This window comes from Micromonospora sp. LA-10 (genome assembly GCF_051853095.1).
Lineage (GTDB): Bacteria > Actinomycetota > Actinomycetes > Mycobacteriales > Micromonosporaceae > Micromonospora > Micromonospora echinospora_A.
Genome location: NZ_CP195710.1, coordinates 5,037,366 through 5,052,773, shown reverse-complemented (window position 1 = coordinate 5,052,773; position 15,408 = coordinate 5,037,366). Strand labels below are relative to the sequence as shown.

Sequence of the window (15,408 nt, the reverse complement as noted above, 5' to 3'; positions counted from 1 at the left end):
CCTGCGTACGATGCGGGCCGGACATCCTCGTCGGGTGGTGGAGGTAGCCGCGGATGGCAGGCCAGCAGGACGGTTTCGCCCTCGGCGTGGACCTCGGCACCTCGAACACGGTGGCGGTGCTGCGCTGGCCGGACGGGCGGACCCGGCCGGTGCTCGTCGACGGCCATCCGATCCTGCCGTCCGGCGTGTACGCCGACGCGGCCGGTCACCTGCACGTCGGGCGGGACGCGCAGCGCCTGGCCCAGGCCGACCCGGCCGCCTACGAGCCGAACCCGAAGCGCCGGGTCGACGAGGAGACAGTGGAGCTGGGCGGGCGGGCGTACCGGCCGGCGGAGCTGCTGGCCGCGACGTTGCGCGCGGTCGCGGACGCGGCGGTGGCGGCGGTCGGGATGCTGCCCCCGGCGGTGGTCACCCACCCGGCGGCCTGGACGCCGGCCCGCCGTCAGGTGCTGCACGACGCGCTGGAGCTCGCCGGCTGGCCGGCCGCGGCCGAGCACACGCTCGCCGGGCCGATCGCGCCCGGCACCCGCCTGCTGCGCGAGCCGGTGGCCGCGGCGCGTTACTTCACGCAGGTGCTGCGCCGGCCGGTGCCGGTGGGCGGTTCGGTGGCGGTGTTCGACTTCGGCGGCGGCACGCTCGACGTGGCGGTGCTGCGCAACGAGGGCGCCGATCCGTGGGGCGACTCCGGCTTCCAGCTGATCGCCACCGGCGGTATCCCCGACCTCGGCGGGCTGGACCTGGACGCGGCCCTGCTCGGACGCCTCGGCGAGCTGGTCGGCGCGGCCCACCCGCGCGAGTGGGCCCGGCTGACCGACCCGACGACGACCGCCGAGCGGCGGGACCGCCAGCAGCTCTGGGACAACGTGCGCGGCGCCAAGGAGATGCTGTCCCGGGCCATGGTGGCGCCGGTGGCCGTACCGGGGGTGGAGGCGGCGGTGCCGCTGACCCGGGAGGACTTCGAACGCCTGGCCGCGCCGCTGCTGGCCCGGGCGGTGACGGAGACCCGGGAGGTGACCGCCGCCGCCGGGGTGCGCCCGGAACAGCTCAGCGGCCTGTTCCTGGTGGGCGGGTCGACCCGGGTGCCGCTGGTGGCCCGGCTGCTGCACGCCGAGCTGGGCATCGCGCCGACGGTGCTGGAGCAGCCGGAGATGCCGGTCGCCGAGGGCGCGCTCACCGACCTGCCGCTGCCCCGGCGCTCCGGGCGCCCCGCCGCGCCCGCCCAGGTCGCGCCGACCCAGCCCGCACCGGGCGAGGTGGACGCCGCCACGGTCCCGGCCGGTGCGACGAGGACGAGCCCGACCGCGCCCCTCGGCGGAGCGGACGCAGCGCCCGCCGGACCGCACGGCACGCTGGTCGCCGACGGCCCCGTCCCACAAACTCCCGCCACCAGGTACGACGGCACGCCGCTCGCCGGCCCGGTGCCGCTCCAGCCCACGAGGTACGACCACATGCCGGCCGCCCCCGGTCATGTTCCGCCGCACCCGGCCGCGGGCTACGGCGTACCCGGGTCGGCAGCTCCCCCGCCCGGCGGCGGCCGGCCGCCCGGCGTACCCGGGGCGCCCTTCTCCCCCGCGCCGAACGGTGTCCGGCCCGGCGGCGGCCGGCCACCGCGCGGCCGGTGGATCGCGCTCGGCGCGGGTCTCGTCGTCGTCGCCGTGGCGGCGGCGGTGCTGCTCTGGGTGTTCCGGGACCGGCACCCGGCGCTGGACTTCCACACCGCCGAGCTGGTGAAGACGGTGCCCGCCGGTGACACCCGGCCGGGCCAGATGTTCACCGCGACGCTCGGTGACCGCGCCTACCTGGCCCGGTCGCTGCCCGACGAACACCTGCACGTGACGGCCGTCGAGGCGGCCACCGGAGAGACGGTCTGGGAGAAGCGGACCGACGCGGCCACGCAGCGGTGGGCGGCGATCCGGGCGCTGCCCGACGGGCTGCTCGTCCTCGGCGACGCCACCGGCAGCACCCCGCGGGTGGTGGCGGTGCTCGACGGTGATTCCGGCACGCAGCGCTGGCGGACCGAGATCGGCCGCGACGACGCGCTGTTCTTCGGGCCCGACACTGTGGTCCGGGTGGACCGGGGCGGCGAGCGCCTGGTCGGTCTGCGGCTGGACGACGGCCGGCAGCGGTGGGAACGGCGCAACCCGCGCACCGAGTACGGCGACGCGCGCACGAAGGTGCTGCCGGTCGGGACCGGCGCGGCGCTGGACGGGCCCGGGAGCGCCGAGGGCTCGCCGCTCGTTCCGTGGGCGGGGAAGGCGGACCGGCTGGTGCAGGTCGGCGCGGACCGCTCGGTGCGGGTCCTGGACATGCGCAGCGGGAAGATCCTCAAGGACCGGGGCAACGTGGCCGGCCTCGACGATCCGATGGCCGCCCGCGACGACCGGCTGTACGTGGCGGAGGACGATCGTGGCCTGCGGCTGATCTCCTACGACCTGGGCAGCCTCGGCACGCCCAGCGTGCTGTACGAGGCGCCGGAGCAGGGCGGCCGGGTGAAGGATCTGGTCACCTGCGGGGAACGTCGCGTATGCCTGCTGGAGACGCCCGGCAGCGGCGCCGACGACACCCGGGTGGTGGCGGCGACCGAGGGCGCGGGCACCCGGCAGTGGCCGGCCCCGCGCGCCGAGTCGCTGGTGCCGGTCGGTGAACACGTGCTCGCCGGGCAGGGCTCGCCGGACGTGGTGACGCTGTTCGCGCCGGACGGCGCCGCGGTGCTGCGTGACCGGGACGGGTTCGCGGTCCGGCTGGACGCCGGCAACCTGCTGGTCTTCTCCGAGGCGCCGAGCGGCTTCGAGGACGACCGGGTCCTCGCCGGGATGGCGGTGGACGGCAAGCCGGTCGAGATGGGGCAGCTGAAGCAGATCCGCAGCGAGTCCTGCTCGTGGAACACCCAGATGCTGGTGTGCGGCGCGGAGAAGGAGTTCCGGTTGTACCGGTTCGCCGGCTGACCGGAAGTGAGCTTGACAGCGATCGATGCCTCGACTGGTGTGAACGGCAGAGAGATCGACGTTCGTCAGGAGGCCCCGTGTTCGTCCGACGACGGTGGACCGCGCTCGCCACCACAAGCATCCTGATCGCCGCTGTCCTGTCCCATCCCGGCGCCGGCGCCGCCGCGCCGGCCGCCCCCGCGCTCACCCTCGCCCCCACCGAGACCGCCCTGGTGCGCGTCCAACTGGCCGACCGGGCGCAACTCGACCGCCTGGTCGCCGGCGGCGCGGACCTGGCCAACCGTCCCCGCTCGCGGGACGGCAAACTCATCGCCGACCTGGTCCTCACCGGCCGCCAGCTCACCGACCTCACCCGGCAGGGCGCGACCGCACTGCAGGTCGTGCAGCGGGCCGACGACGGCACCCGGCGGATCGCCGAGAGCCGCCGCGCCGCCCAGGAGCGCACCCGCGCCGGGCTGCGTGCGAGCGGCGCCGCCGCTGTCGACACGCTCCAGTTCCTCCAGGCGTACTGGTGGACCACCGGCGGGCGGACGTTCCTCCAGGCCCAGGTCGCCACCACCGCCAGCGACGACCCGGACGTGGAGATCACCGTCACCTGGCGTACGGCCGACGGCGCCACCGGCTCGTTCCCGCTGTACCGCTTCGAGGACGCGGGCGAGTACCAGTACCACTACGCGCTGCCGCAGCCGGTGCCCAGCCGGCCCGTGCAGTTCACCGCCACCTCCAGCCTCGGCGGGACGAGCCGGCCGGTGACCCCGTCGCTCTGGCCGAACGCCTCCCCGCCGCCGCAGCCGGCCGGCTACCAGAAGGACTTCATCGACGCGTACCTGACGCCGGTGGACATCAAGGCGCGCATCGCCCGGCTCGGCCGCCAGTACCGCGACCTGGTCGACGTGATCGACCTGCCGAACAAGACCCAGGGCTACCGCCGGACCGCGGCCGCGTACCTGGGTGACCCGGCGGCCGCCGCCGTGGTGGTGGAATCGGTCCGCTTCGGCGACCAGGGCATGAACGGCGTGCAGGTACGCACCGTCGACCCGGGCCGGCCGAACCGGCCGCTGAGCATGCGCTACCGGGACCGGGTGCTGACCATCTCGCTGGCCACCGACCGGGCGGGCAAGGTGACGAGCACCACCGACGACGTCGCCGCCCTGATCAACGCCCCGCAGGGCGCCCGCTTCCGGGCCACCGTGGAGGAGGGCTCGGCCGGGCTGCCGATGCCGGTGACCGGGCCGGTACGCCTCGACGACGGGTTGCAGGGCACCGAGGTGCCGGCCCGGCCGTGGACGGTGCAGGCGCTGCGGATCGGCAAGCACCGTGACGGCTCCCGGATCGGCGTGCTGGCGTACTCGCAGGAGCACGCCCGCGAGTGGGCCACCCCGCTGGTCACGCTGGAGTTCGCCGAGCGGCTGCTCGCCAACGCCCGGACCGACGCGGCGACCCGAAAGCTGCTGGAGCAGGTGGACGTGTTCGTCATCCCGACGGTGAACCCGGACGGCGCGAACTACTCGTTCCACGACTACAACTTCCAACGCAAGAACCTGGTCAACCACTGCGCCGGCGAGGCGCGCGACCCGAAGTACCGCACCATGTGGGGCGTCGACCTCAACCGCAACTACACCGTCGGATCCCTGTTCGACGGGTACGTGGGCGCGAGCGCGAACTGCCTCGCGGGCAACTACGCGGGTACGGCGGAGCTGTCCGAGCCGGAGAGCCGCAACGTGATCGACCTGGCCAAGGCCCACCCGAACATCAAGTTCGCGATGAACGTGCACTCCTACGGCGGCTACTTCATGTGGCCGCCCGGGGCGTACAAGGCCGACGGGCGGGTGACGCTGCCGCGCCCGTCGATCGACGAGTCGACGCTGTTCCTGGCCAGCGCCCGGCGCATCGTCGGCGCCATCGCGGCCGAGCGCGGCACCGTCACCTGGCCGTCGCAGACCGGCCCGGTCGCCGACGTGCTCTACTCGGCGGCCGGCAACTCGGCCGACCAGCTCTACTACGAGCTGGGCATCTTCGCCTGGGACTTCGAGGTCGGCAACGACAGGTGGAACGAGGCCACCGGCCAGTGGGAGGGCGTCGGCTTCCAGCCGCCGTTCGACGAGGCGCACGGCGAGGCACAGGAGTACGCCGGCGGCCTGGTGGAGCTGGTCCGGGTGGCCAGCGACTACGCGGCCCGCAACCCGGTCCGGCGCTGACCCGGCGGTCCCGGCCGGCGGCGCGATCGTCGTTTCCGCCGGCCGGGACCGGGGTAGGGCGGGCACATGGAGACGAACACGAAGGCGTACCTGGTGGGCGGGCCGCGCGACGGCAGCAGCCAGGACGTGGATGAGCAGGCCCTGCTGGAGATCGAGATCGACGGGATGATCCACCGCTACATCCGGACCACCAAGGCGCACGACGACGGCGTGGTCTACAACTACGACGGCATGGTGGCGCCGGGCGGCGGCGAGCCGGGCGTCGAGGACCCCGCGGCGCGGGTCTCCTCGCCGAAGGCCGACGAGCAGGGGTGACCGCTCAGCCCAACGGGCGACGGATGAAGCCCGTGGGGCTGGGTAAGCCCGCACGGTCCTGGTGGAGCGACGACCGGTGTCGCGGCGTACCGCGGCCGGGCACGCGGGCGGGCGGCGCGAATGCCGCCCGCCCGCGCATCCCGGGGCAAACCGAGTTTGATCGACGACGGCTGTCGGCTAGCGTGCGCAGGCGTGAAGACCAATCGGATCTTGCCGATCCTCCTGACCTGTGCCGTGCTGGGGCTCACCGCGTGCGGCGACGAGAAGCCCTCGACCACGGCCGGGCCGGCGGCCACCTCGGCCTCCGCCGTCCCCTCCTCGGCGGCCCCCTCCTCAGCGGCGCCCTCGCCGTCGGCGGCCGCCGTGAGCGACAAGGAACTCTGCACCGCCGCCGAGAAGATCAACAAGGACATGCGGGCGAAGCTCATGACCGCCGTGCAGGCGGGCGGCGACCTGACGAAGCAGACCGGCGCGATCCTGACCGAACTCGGTGACCGGGTGGCCCAGCTCGCCGGAACCGCCGGCGACGGCAAGGCGGCCACCGCCCTGAAGGAGTTCGCCGCGGAGGCCGGCAAGGCGGGCTCGGCCGCCGACCCGGGCACCGCCGCCGACAACCCCGCCATGGAGAAGGCCAGCAAGGACATCAACGCCGCCTGCCGGACGGCCGGCGCGCCGACCACCTTCTGACGCCGACGACCCGGGTCGTCCGTCCGGCGCGCGCCGGACGGACGACCGTCAACTAGACGCCGGTCACCCAGTTCCAGGCGGAGACCACCCACTCGGTCTGCTGCAGGTATGCCACCCCCACGCCGACCAGGAACAGCGCGGTGACCAGATGGGCGCCCCGGGCGCTGCGGCGCACCCGCCCGAACTGCCGCTCCAGGATCAGCCGCCCGAGCAGCCGGGCCAGCGCGAACAGGCCGACCGCGGTGAGCAGGCTGAGCACGAACGTGAGCAGCGGCGCGATCAGATTGCCGCGCCCGGAGATCGCCCAGATGCCCCAGCAGACGAACGCGAACAGGGCCCCGGCTGCGCTCAGCTCCCCACCCTTGCGGGCCTGGGCGAGGTGCCAGCTCATCGGCCGGCGCGGCGCCGGCTCACCGGCCCAGTCGCCGTGCTGCTCGACAGTCGGGAACTGCTCGGTGCGGGGCGTACGCGGCGTGCGCGGCTGACCGACCGCCGCCACCCCGCGCTGGAACGCGTCCCGCTGCGGGGGCACCACCCCCGGCTGGGGCGGCACCTCCACGGTGCGCTCGGCCCACGGCTGTGTCTGGTCCGCCATCTTCGTCCTCCCCCTCGACCGACTCCGGCCTCGGTTCCGAGGGTAGCCAGCCCGCAAATAGGGTGCCGACCCCCATCGCGGTGCGATACACACGTGCCGTGACCGACGTGCTGGTATCCCGGGCTGAGGACTTCGACGACATCGCGGCGCTGCTGGCGCTGGCCTTCCACGGCGATCTCGACCCCGACGTGCAGGCGCTCGAACGCCCGATCTTCGAGCCGGACCGGTCGCTGCTGGTCCGCGACGGCGGGACGGCTGTGGCACACGCCGCCGCGTTCAGCCGCGAGCTGGCCGTACCCGGCGCGTACGTGCCGGCCGCGCACGTGACGATGGTCGGGGTCGCGCCGACGCACCGGCGCCGTGGCCTGCTCACCACGCTGATGCGCCGCCAGCTGCGGGAGGTCCACGACGCCGGCCGGGAACCGATCGCGGTGCTCTGGGCCAGCGAGGGACGCATCTACCCCCGGTTCGGCTACGGGTCGGCGGCCCCGCGGTACCTGCTGTCCGTCGACACCACCGGGCTGCGCCTGCCCGCCCCGACGTCCGCCGAGGGCACGCTGCGACTGGACCGTCCGGACGCGCACCGGGACGAGCTGGCCCGGCTGTACGAGCAGGCACGCGCCGACCGTCCCGGCTGGTCCCGCCGCGACGAGCGCTGGTGGACGTACCTGCTGGCGGACCTGAAGGCCCACCGGGGCGGCGCCACCGAACGCCGGGTGCTGCTGCACGAAGGGCCCGGCGGGCTCGACGGGTACGCGCTCTACCGGACGAAGGACAACTCCTCGGCCACCGGCCCGCAGGCCGAGACGCATGTCGGCGAGGTGGTGGCGCTCACTCCGGAGGCGTACCGGGCCCTGTGGCGGCTGCTGCTCTCGGTCGACCTGACCCGGCGGCTGTCGTACCCGATCGCGGCCCTGGACGAGCCGCTGCTGCGGCTGGTGGACGAGCCCCGCCAGCTCTCCCCGCAGCTCGCCGACGCGCTCTGGGTACGCGTGGTGGACGTGCCGGCCGCGCTCGCCGCCCGGCGCTACGCCACCGACGTCGACGTGGTGATCGAGGTCACCGACGAACTGCTGAAGGAGAACACCGGCCGCTGGCGGCTGGTCGGCGGGCCCGACGGCGCGCAGTGCACGGCCACCACCGCCCCGGCCGCGCTGACCTGCGACGTACGCGCTCTCGGCGAGATGTACCTCGGCGGCGCGAACCCGCCCGCGCTGGCCGCCGCCGGGCACGTCCGGGAGCTGGTCCCGCACACCCTGACCGCGCTCACCCCCGCGTTCAGCTGGCACCGGGCCCCCTCCCCCATGGAGGTCTTCTGACCGCCCACCCGCTCGCCCCGCCCCGGCCCGCCCCCGGCCCCGGCCCGGCCCGGCCCGGCCCCGGCGCGGCGCGGCGCGGCGCGGCGATCATGAAGTTAGCGGCGCAAACCGTCCGGTTTGTCCCGGCTAACTTCATGATCGCGCGGGAGCTCGGCCCGCGAGCCGTGCGGGCGGTAGCGCGGGGTGCGGGGCGGAGCGCGTGCGAAAGCGCGGGGTGCGATCGGCGCGCGGGTGGCCGTGGGGACGGTACGGTCGGGGCATGGGTGAGGCGGAGCGACGGCGACGACGGCTGCGGCATCACGGCGAGGCTGCCATCCCCGCCGACACCGACGGCAGCAGCGCCGACGGCACCACCGCCAGCACCGCCCCCGTACACGACGACGTGACGCCCCGGTCCCCGCGCGGCGGCCGGCCGGGCGAGCCGGAGCCCCGCGCGCGCCGCGCCGCGCCCGCCGAGGAGGGCGAGCGCGGGCTGCGCGGACTGGTCGGCTCCGGCTCGTCGCAGGTGAGCGTGACCGCCGCGCTGCGGGCACGGGACGCCGCCCGCCCCACCGACGACGATCTCGCCGAAGCCGAACAGCGGGTGGTGCTCATCCGCCGCAACTGGGTGCCGCGCGAGGACCTGCCCCGCAACGGGCGCTGAGCCCGCCGGGGCCGGTACCGCGGCGACGGTGCGGACCCGGTGACCGGATCGCCGAGAATCGGTGTCCGGTCAGGCGGGCAGCTCGGGCAGTTTGCGGCTCTGCTCGTAGGCGGCCACCTGCTCGATGCGCCGGCTGTGCCGGGGGTTGCCGGAGAACGGCGTGGTGAGGAACGCCTCCACGAGCGCCGTCGCCTCGTCCAGCGTGTGCTGGCGGGCACCGATCGCGACGATGTTGGCGTCGTTGTGCTCGCGGGCCAGCTGGGCGGTCTCCACGTTCCAGGCCAGCGCCGCCCGCACGCCGGAGACCTTGTTCGAGGCGATCTGCTCGCCGTTGCCGGAGCCGCCGATCACCACGCCGAGGCTGCCCGGGTCACCGACCACCCGGTCGCCGGTGTGCAGGCAGAACGCCGGGTAGTCGTCGTCCGGGTCGAAGGCGTGCGGACCCACGTCCACCACCTCGTAGCCCTGCTTGGCCAGGTGGTTGGCCAGGTGCACCTTCAACTCGAAACCGGCGTGGTCGGATCCCAGGTAGACGCGCATACCGCGCAGTCTGACAGGCCCGCCTCCGGGCCGGTGCACCGGCGGCGACCCGGAGGCGTTTTCGTCACACGGTCAGTGCGGCAGCTCGGCCACGACCAGGCCGGCCCGCGCCTTCGGGGTGAACCAGGTGCTCTTGCGGGGCATCTTCTCCCGGGCCAGGTTCACCGCGACGAAGTCGTCCACGGTCACCGGCGCGACGAGCACCGCCAGCTCGGCCCGGCCGGCGTCGACCTCGCCGACGAGCCAGCTCGCCAGGTAGTCGCCGCCCACGTACGTGATCCGCTTGTCGCCCGGGTCGAGGCCCAGCGCGTCGCGCAGCAGCAGGCGCTCGACGAGCGCGTGGTCGAGGTTCTCCAGCCGGCCGGCGCCGACGTGCGGCAGCGTCACCGCGTACCCCCGGCCGCCGAGGTAGAGGCGCACGACGCCGCCGGTGTCCGGCACGTCCACCGTCCCGTCCACCGGGGTGATCTCCGCGCCCGCGGCGCGCAGCCGGTCGAGCAGCTCGTCGGGCGTGGTGGTCAGCTCACTGACCAGCCGGTTGTAGGGCTGGATGGCGACCGACGCGGGCGTGGTGACCACCGCCAGGAAGCGCGGGAACCCGCCGGTCTGCGCGGCCAGGCTGCGGTGGTTGCCGTCCGCCACCACCAGGTCCCCGCCGCCGGCGAGCGCGGTCAGCTCGTCCTGCGCCGGGCCCGGGCCGAGCAGCCAGATGGCGTGCGTGCGACCGGACTGGTCGACGTCGGTCGCGGCGGGCGCGCCGGCCGCCTCGGTCGCCGCCGCGAGCGCGGCGTGCAGCTCGTCGCCCTTGCCGGTCTGGAGCAGGAGTACGGGCGAGAGCAGGTGACCGATCGCCTCGGCCAGCGCGACGCGCTCGCGCACCTTGGCGATGAACACGTCCTCGTTGCGGATCACCAGGCCCGGCTCGTCGGCGCGGGTGGAGATCTGGTCGGTGTCGACCATCGCCCACAGCCCGTACGCGTTCTCCTCGCCCGGCGCGCTGATCCGGTAGAGCACCACGACCTGCTCGGCCGGGGTGTAGCTGCCGTCCGCCTTCGCCTCGGCCAGGCGGGCCACCGCGTCCGGCAGCGCGTCGAGGAATGACTTCCCGAGGCTGCCGGGCGCCCGGTGGGGCATCTCGATGCCCAGAGCGCTGTGCGGATTCGCCTCGACGATGGAGGTGATCTCCGCGTCGTCGGCGAACTCGTCGTAGTTCTGCGCGCCGGTGCCGCCAGTGGTGATCCAGGCCCGGGCGATCGGATGCACGACCGTCATGTCCGCTGACGCTACCCGGGCCCCGATCGCCCCCGCCGCCGGACTCACCCGCTTACCACCAGGTGAAAGGAAGGGCCCCCTGTTAACGCCTCCGGTAGAGGAGGGGCCCCTTCTTAACACCGGGAAGGGCGACTCAGGCGGTGGGGTTACGGTGCCGGCCCGGAGTCGGACGGCGGGCCGGCGCGGCGGGGCGGGAGCCGGCGTTGAGGCGTACCGTCGTCGCACCCGCGACGGCCGGGTGGGCCGCGGCGCCGGTCCGCGACGGCGCCCGGGCGGGCCGGACGGTCTCGGCCGGCGGCGTCATCCGCGAGGTGGCCACCACCCGGGCCACGCCGACCACGATCGGCGGGGCCAGCAGGTCGGCCACCTCGGCCGGGCCGGCCGGCCAGTCGCTCTCGGTCACCGACCAGTACGTCGCACCGGAGTCCTCGGTCGCCTGCTGCGGCGCGTCGTCGGACATGCGGCGGTGCTTAGCCATGGGAACGCCTCCAGGAGCTGCCGTGGTGCGGCCCCGCGCGGGCCGTCGGCTGGGACACCCGGTGAAACGAGCCCCGCACCGGCCCGGTGACGGGCGGCGCGGGGCTCGGGGCGCGGCGTCGCGAGGGCCCGGGGTGTTAAGAAGGGCCCCTTCCTCTACCGGAGGCGTTAAGAGGGGGCCCTTCCTTGCACCGCATCAGTCGAAGATGGGGCCCTGCTCGCGGGTGCGCTTCAGCTCGTAGAACCCGGGGGTGGCGGAGACCAGCAGTACGCCGTCCCAGAGGCGGCCGGCGGCCTCACCCTTGGGCGCCGGCGTGATCACCGGGCCGAAGAAGGCGACCTGCCCGCCGTCCGGGCCCGGCGCGTGGATCACCGGCGTGCCCACCTCGGTGCCGACCGGCCGCATGCCCGCCTCGTGGCTGGCCCGCAGCGCGTCGTCGTACTGGGTGGACTCGGCGGCGTCGGCGAGCGCCGGGTCCAGGCCGACGTCGGTGAGCGCGCCCACCAGCACGTCCCGGCCCAGCTCCTCCTTGCCGAGGTGGATCCGGGTGCCCATCGCGGTGTAGAGCTTCGCCAGCGCCTCGGCGCCGTGCGCCTGCTCGACGGCGATGCACACCCGCACCGGGCCCCAGCCCTTGACCATCAGGTCCTGGTACTCCTCCGGCAGGTCCCGCCCCTCGTTGAGCACGGACAGGCTCATCACGTGGAACCGGATGTCCACGTCCCGGACCTGCTCGACCTCGAGCAGCCAGCGGGAGGTGATCCAGGCCCACGGGCACAGCGGGTCGAACCACATGTCCGCGGTGACACGTTCGGTCACGGTGTCATCCCTTCACGACTTCGTCCGCGCCGGGGACCCGGCACGGTCACCCCCGATCCTCCACCCCCTGCCGTATCGACCGGTACCGGAATGAGAGCGTGACCTCGACCACCGAGAGCGGTCCGTGCATGGAAGACTCGGTTCTCAGCGGACCGTCACGAGCGGCCCGGGAAAGACCGGTGCCGCGGGGCGCGGCGAGACGAGTGGGATGGAGACGAACAGTGCCGGGAGTGCGCAACCTGACCCAGGTCGAGGCGACCGAGCGGGCCCGCCTGCTCGAGGTGACCGGGTACGACATCAGCCTTGACCTGTCGACCGCGGTGCAGCCCACCGGTCGCACGTTCCGCTCGGTGACCGAGGTCCGGTTCCGCTGCGCCGAGCCGGGGGCCACCACCTTCATCGAGGCGGCCGCCGAGTCGGTGCGCTCCGCCACGCTCAACGGCGAGCCGGTCGACCTGTCCGGCTGGTCCGCCGAGAAGGGTCTCACGCTGACCGGCCTGGCCGCCGAGAACGTGCTCGTGGTCGACGCCGACTTCGGCTACTCCAACAGCGGGCAGGGTCTGCACCGCACCGTCGACCCGGTGGACGGCGAGACCTACCTGTACAGCCAGTTCGAGACCGCCGACGCGCAGAAGGTCTACGCCTGCTTCGACCAGCCCGACCTGAAGAGCGTCTACACCTGGCACGCCACGGTGCCGGACCACTGGCGGGTCGTGTCGAACATGCCGGTGGCCCGCGAGGAGGCGGCCGGTGAAGGGCTGAAGACGGTGCACTTCACCGTCTCGGAGCGGATGAGCACGTACATCACCGCACTGTGCGCCGGGCCGTACCACGAGGTGCGCCGCAGCCACGACGGCATCGACATGGGCTACTTCTGCCGGGCCAGCATGGCCCCGCACATGGACGCCGACGACCTGCACCTGATCACCACGCAGGGCTTCGACTTCTTCCAGGAGAAGTTCGGCGTGCGTTACCCGCTGCCCAAGTACGACCAGCTCTGGGTGCCGGACTTCAACGCCGGCGCGATGGAGAACTTCGGCTGCGTCACGCACGCCGAGTCGCACTACATCTTCCGCTCGCAGGTCACCGACTTCGAGTACGAGCAGCGCGCCAACACGATCCTGCACGAGCTGGCGCACATGTGGTTCGGTGACCTGGTCACCATGCGCTGGTGGAACGACCTGTGGCTCAACGAGTCGTTCGCCGAGTGGGCGAGCCACTGGTGCAACACGCACGCCACCCGCTTCACCGACGCCTGGACCACGTTCCTGTCGATCCGCAAGAACTGGGGTTACCGGCAGGACCAGCTCTCCTCCACCCACCCGGTCTACTGCGAGATGCCGGACCTGGAGGCGGTCGAGGTCAACTTCGACGGCATCACGTACGCCAAGGGCGCGAGCGTGCTCAAGCAGCTCGTCGCGTACGTCGGCGAGGAGCCGTTCCTGGCCGGCCTGCGCGCCTACTTCGGCAAGTACGCCTGGGGCAACGCCACCTTCGACGACCTGCTGTCCGAGCTGGAGACGGCCTCGGGCCGCGAGCTGCGCAAGTTCGCCGCGCAGTGGCTGGAGACCGCGCAGGTCAACACGCTGCGCCCGGAGGTGACCATCGGCGCCGACGGCACGTACGAGCGGGTGGTGGTCCGGCAGGAGGCGCCGTCGGGCTTCCCGACGCTGCGTACCCACCGCATCGGCGTGGGCCTGTACGACCTCGCCGACGGCCGGCTGGTGCGCCGGGAGCTGGTCGAGACGGACGTGACGGGCGAGCTGACCGAGCTGTCCGCGCTGCACGGCAAGCCGGCCGCGGACGTGCTGCTGCTCAACGACGAGGACCTCACGTACGCCAAGCTGCGGCTGGACGAGCGGTCCATGGCCACCGTGGTGCAGCACATCGCCGGCTTCGACTCGTCGCTGGCCCGGGCGTTGTGCTGGACGGCCGCCTGGGACATGACCCGCGACGCGGAGCTGTCGGCCCGCGACTACGTGGCGCTGGTGCTGGCCGGGCTGACCGCCGAGACCGACATCAACCTGGTCACCGCCACGCTGCGGCAGGCGAGCACCGCGCTGACGTTCTACGCGGACCCGGCGTGGGCGCCGACCGGCTGGGCGGACCTGGCCCGGACCGCCCGGACCGCGCTGGCCGCCGCCGAGCCGGGCAGCGGCTTCCAGCTCGCCTGGGCCCGCGCGTACGCCTCGTCGGCCCGCTCCGGGGAGGACCTGGCCGTGCTGCGCGGCTGGCTGGACGGCAACGGGGTGCCGGAGGGGCTGACCGTCGACACCGAGCTGCGCTGGACCGTGCTCCAGTCGCTCGTGGCCAACGGCGCGGCCGGCGCCGCCGACGTGGACGCGGAACTGGCCGCCGACCGTACCGCCAGCGGTGAGCGGGAGGCCGCGTACGCGCACGCGCTGGTGCCGACCGAGGAGAACAAGGCATCCGTGTGGGCGCTGCTCACCGGCCCGGACGCGCTGCCCAACTGGCGCAACCGGGCGCTGCTGCAGGGCTTCACCCACCCGGCGCAGGTCGAGCTGACCGCGCCCTACCGGGAGCGGTACTTCGCCACGGTGGACCAGGTGTGGGCGCAGCGCGACAGCGAGCCGGCGCAGGAGTTCGTGCAGCTCGCCTACCCGGCGTACCTGGTCGAGGAGGACACCGTCGCGGCCACCGACGCGTGGCTGGCCCAGGACGGGCGGCCGGCGTCGCTGCGGCGGCTGGTGGCCGAGGGCCGCGACGGCGTGGTCCGCGCGCTGAAGGCCCGCGAGCGCGACGCCCGCACCGCCTGAGCAGGGGTACGGGGCCGGCGTGGGTGGGAGCCCACGCCGGCGCCGGCTGAGGACACGGAAAAGCCCGGCCCGCGCGGTGCGCGGGCCGGGCTTCGTCGTGTGCGGGGCGGGTCAGCCCTTGCCGGCGTGACTGGCGAGCTGGTCGAGGCCCTGGATGATGCCGCCGGCCAGGTCGCCGCCGCCGAAGGCGGCCACCATGGAGAGCGCGGCCAGCTTCGTGTACGTGTCCGGGATGCGCTTGCGCGCGTACCGGCCGGTGACGACCTCCAGCTGCCGCTGGTTGGGCGACACCGCGATCAGCACCGAGCGGTCGGGCTCGGCGAGCTGGCGGTGCAGCCGCTCGGCGTGCTCCCGGATCGGCTCGTCGAGCCCGCCGACATAGACCGAGAAGACCAGGCCGGTGCCCTGGTCGGCGAGGCGCAGCGCCTCGTCGATGCGGAGCAGCTGACGGGTCGAGAACGGTCCGTCCAGCACGTCGGGCGGGTTGTCCGTCCCGGTCGTGGGCCGCGCTTCACCAACGGTCACTTGCGCCTCCGGTTCCACCGGCCGGCGCCTCCCGGCCGGCCTGCTCCTGCTTGCGGCTGGTCAACGCCGGCGCCTGCGCCCCGGCGGACAGCGCCGTGCCGGCCGAGTCGGCCAGCTGCTCCGGACGGCTCAGGAACCAGACCGGAGTGAAGTCGAAGGGCCGGCCCGGCCGGTAGCGCTTGGCGCCGCCACCGTTGCCACGGCTGCCGACGGCCGCGAGGGCGGCGATCAGCAGCACCACGGCGGCCGGGATGCCGACGAAGACCACCAACGTCTCGGTAACAGACAATCCCAA

Annotated in this window: 14 protein-coding genes; 7 read left to right on the top strand and 7 right to left on the bottom strand. The window is 74.1% G+C overall.

Annotation, left to right across the window (positions count from 1 at the left end; all coding sequences use genetic code 11):
* Positions 1 to 53 precede the first annotated feature (53 nt).
* From ACSDG8_RS23850 to ACSDG8_RS23835, 4 genes are all read left to right on the top strand, one after another.
* Positions 54 to 2,945 (top strand): Hsp70 family protein, encoded by a 2,892-nt coding sequence (locus ACSDG8_RS23850; RefSeq protein WP_439427253.1) that lies wholly within the window; start codon positions 54 to 56, stop codon positions 2,943 to 2,945.
* A gap of 77 nt (positions 2,946 to 3,022) precedes the next feature.
* On the top strand, positions 3,023 to 5,143 hold the full coding sequence (locus ACSDG8_RS23845; RefSeq protein ID WP_439427252.1) for a M14 family zinc carboxypeptidase: 2,121 nt from the start codon (positions 3,023 to 3,025) through the stop codon (positions 5,141 to 5,143).
* A gap of 66 nt (positions 5,144 to 5,209) precedes the next feature.
* Positions 5,210 to 5,458, top strand: a complete 249-nt coding sequence (locus tag ACSDG8_RS23840) for a hypothetical protein (RefSeq protein WP_210898619.1) — start codon at positions 5,210 to 5,212, stop codon at positions 5,456 to 5,458.
* A 192-nt stretch (positions 5,459 to 5,650) separates the two neighbouring features.
* The gene (locus ACSDG8_RS23835) at positions 5,651 to 6,145 is read left to right on the top strand and encodes a hypothetical protein (protein ID WP_439427251.1); all 495 of its coding nucleotides are present in this window, start codon (positions 5,651 to 5,653) and stop codon (positions 6,143 to 6,145) included.
* Positions 6,146 to 6,197: 52 nt separating this feature from the next.
* Here the strand turns inward: ACSDG8_RS23835 and ACSDG8_RS23830 are convergent, their stop codons facing one another.
* Positions 6,198 to 6,740: a hypothetical protein gene (locus ACSDG8_RS23830; RefSeq protein WP_210898617.1), complete on the bottom strand. Its 543-nt coding sequence runs from the start codon at positions 6,738 to 6,740 to the stop codon at positions 6,198 to 6,200.
* 98 nt (positions 6,741 to 6,838) lie between these two features.
* Here ACSDG8_RS23830 and ACSDG8_RS23825 point away from each other — a divergent pair, with 98 nt between their 5' ends.
* Together ACSDG8_RS23825 and ACSDG8_RS23820 are read left to right on the top strand one after the other, a co-directional pair.
* Positions 6,839 to 8,059, top strand: a complete 1,221-nt coding sequence (locus tag ACSDG8_RS23825) for a GNAT family N-acetyltransferase (RefSeq protein WP_439427250.1) — start codon at positions 6,839 to 6,841, stop codon at positions 8,057 to 8,059.
* 259 nt (positions 8,060 to 8,318) lie between these two features.
* A complete protein-coding gene (locus ACSDG8_RS23820) occupies positions 8,319 to 8,702 on the top strand; it encodes a hypothetical protein (protein ID WP_210898615.1) in 384 nt (127 codons plus the stop codon).
* Positions 8,703 to 8,771: 69 nt separating this feature from the next.
* Here the strand turns inward: ACSDG8_RS23820 and ACSDG8_RS23815 are convergent, their stop codons facing one another.
* The 4 genes from ACSDG8_RS23815 to ACSDG8_RS23800 all read right to left on the bottom strand — a co-directional run bounded on the left by ACSDG8_RS23815 (position 8,772) and on the right by ACSDG8_RS23800 (position 11,811).
* Positions 8,772 to 9,242: a ribose-5-phosphate isomerase gene (locus ACSDG8_RS23815; RefSeq protein ID WP_210898614.1), complete on the bottom strand. Its 471-nt coding sequence runs from the start codon at positions 9,240 to 9,242 to the stop codon at positions 8,772 to 8,774.
* A 72-nt stretch (positions 9,243 to 9,314) separates the two neighbouring features.
* Positions 9,315 to 10,514 carry a DUF1015 family protein gene (locus ACSDG8_RS23810; protein ID WP_210898612.1) on the bottom strand — a complete coding sequence of 400 codons (1,200 nt, stop codon included), beginning with the start codon at positions 10,512 to 10,514 and terminating at the stop codon, positions 9,315 to 9,317.
* Positions 10,515 to 10,647: 133 nt separating this feature from the next.
* Positions 10,648 to 10,992, bottom strand: coding sequence for a hypothetical protein (locus tag ACSDG8_RS23805; RefSeq protein ID WP_210898610.1), 345 nt, complete (start codon positions 10,990 to 10,992; stop codon positions 10,648 to 10,650).
* Positions 10,993 to 11,187: 195 nt separating this feature from the next.
* Complete coding sequence (locus ACSDG8_RS23800; protein ID WP_210898608.1) at positions 11,188 to 11,811, bottom strand: mycothiol-dependent nitroreductase Rv2466c family protein; 624 nt, start codon at positions 11,809 to 11,811, stop codon at positions 11,188 to 11,190.
* 230 nt (positions 11,812 to 12,041) lie between these two features.
* Here ACSDG8_RS23800 and pepN point away from each other — a divergent pair, with 230 nt between their 5' ends.
* On the top strand, positions 12,042 to 14,588 hold the full coding sequence (gene pepN / locus ACSDG8_RS23795) for an aminopeptidase N (RefSeq protein ID WP_210898606.1): 2,547 nt from the start codon (positions 12,042 to 12,044) through the stop codon (positions 14,586 to 14,588).
* A gap of 111 nt (positions 14,589 to 14,699) precedes the next feature.
* On the opposite strand, the gene ACSDG8_RS23790 is transcribed toward pepN, so the two are convergent.
* Positions 14,700 to 15,113 (bottom strand): DUF5130 family protein, encoded by a 414-nt coding sequence (locus ACSDG8_RS23790; RefSeq protein ID WP_210898604.1) that lies wholly within the window; start codon positions 15,111 to 15,113, stop codon positions 14,700 to 14,702.
* Positions 15,100 to 15,381 (bottom strand): aa3-type cytochrome oxidase subunit CtaJ, encoded by a 282-nt coding sequence (gene ctaJ / locus ACSDG8_RS23785; protein ID WP_439427249.1) that lies wholly within the window; start codon positions 15,379 to 15,381, stop codon positions 15,100 to 15,102. Before ctaJ ends, ACSDG8_RS23790 begins: the two co-directional genes overlap by 14 nt.
* Between the last annotated feature and the right edge of the window lie 27 nt (positions 15,382 to 15,408).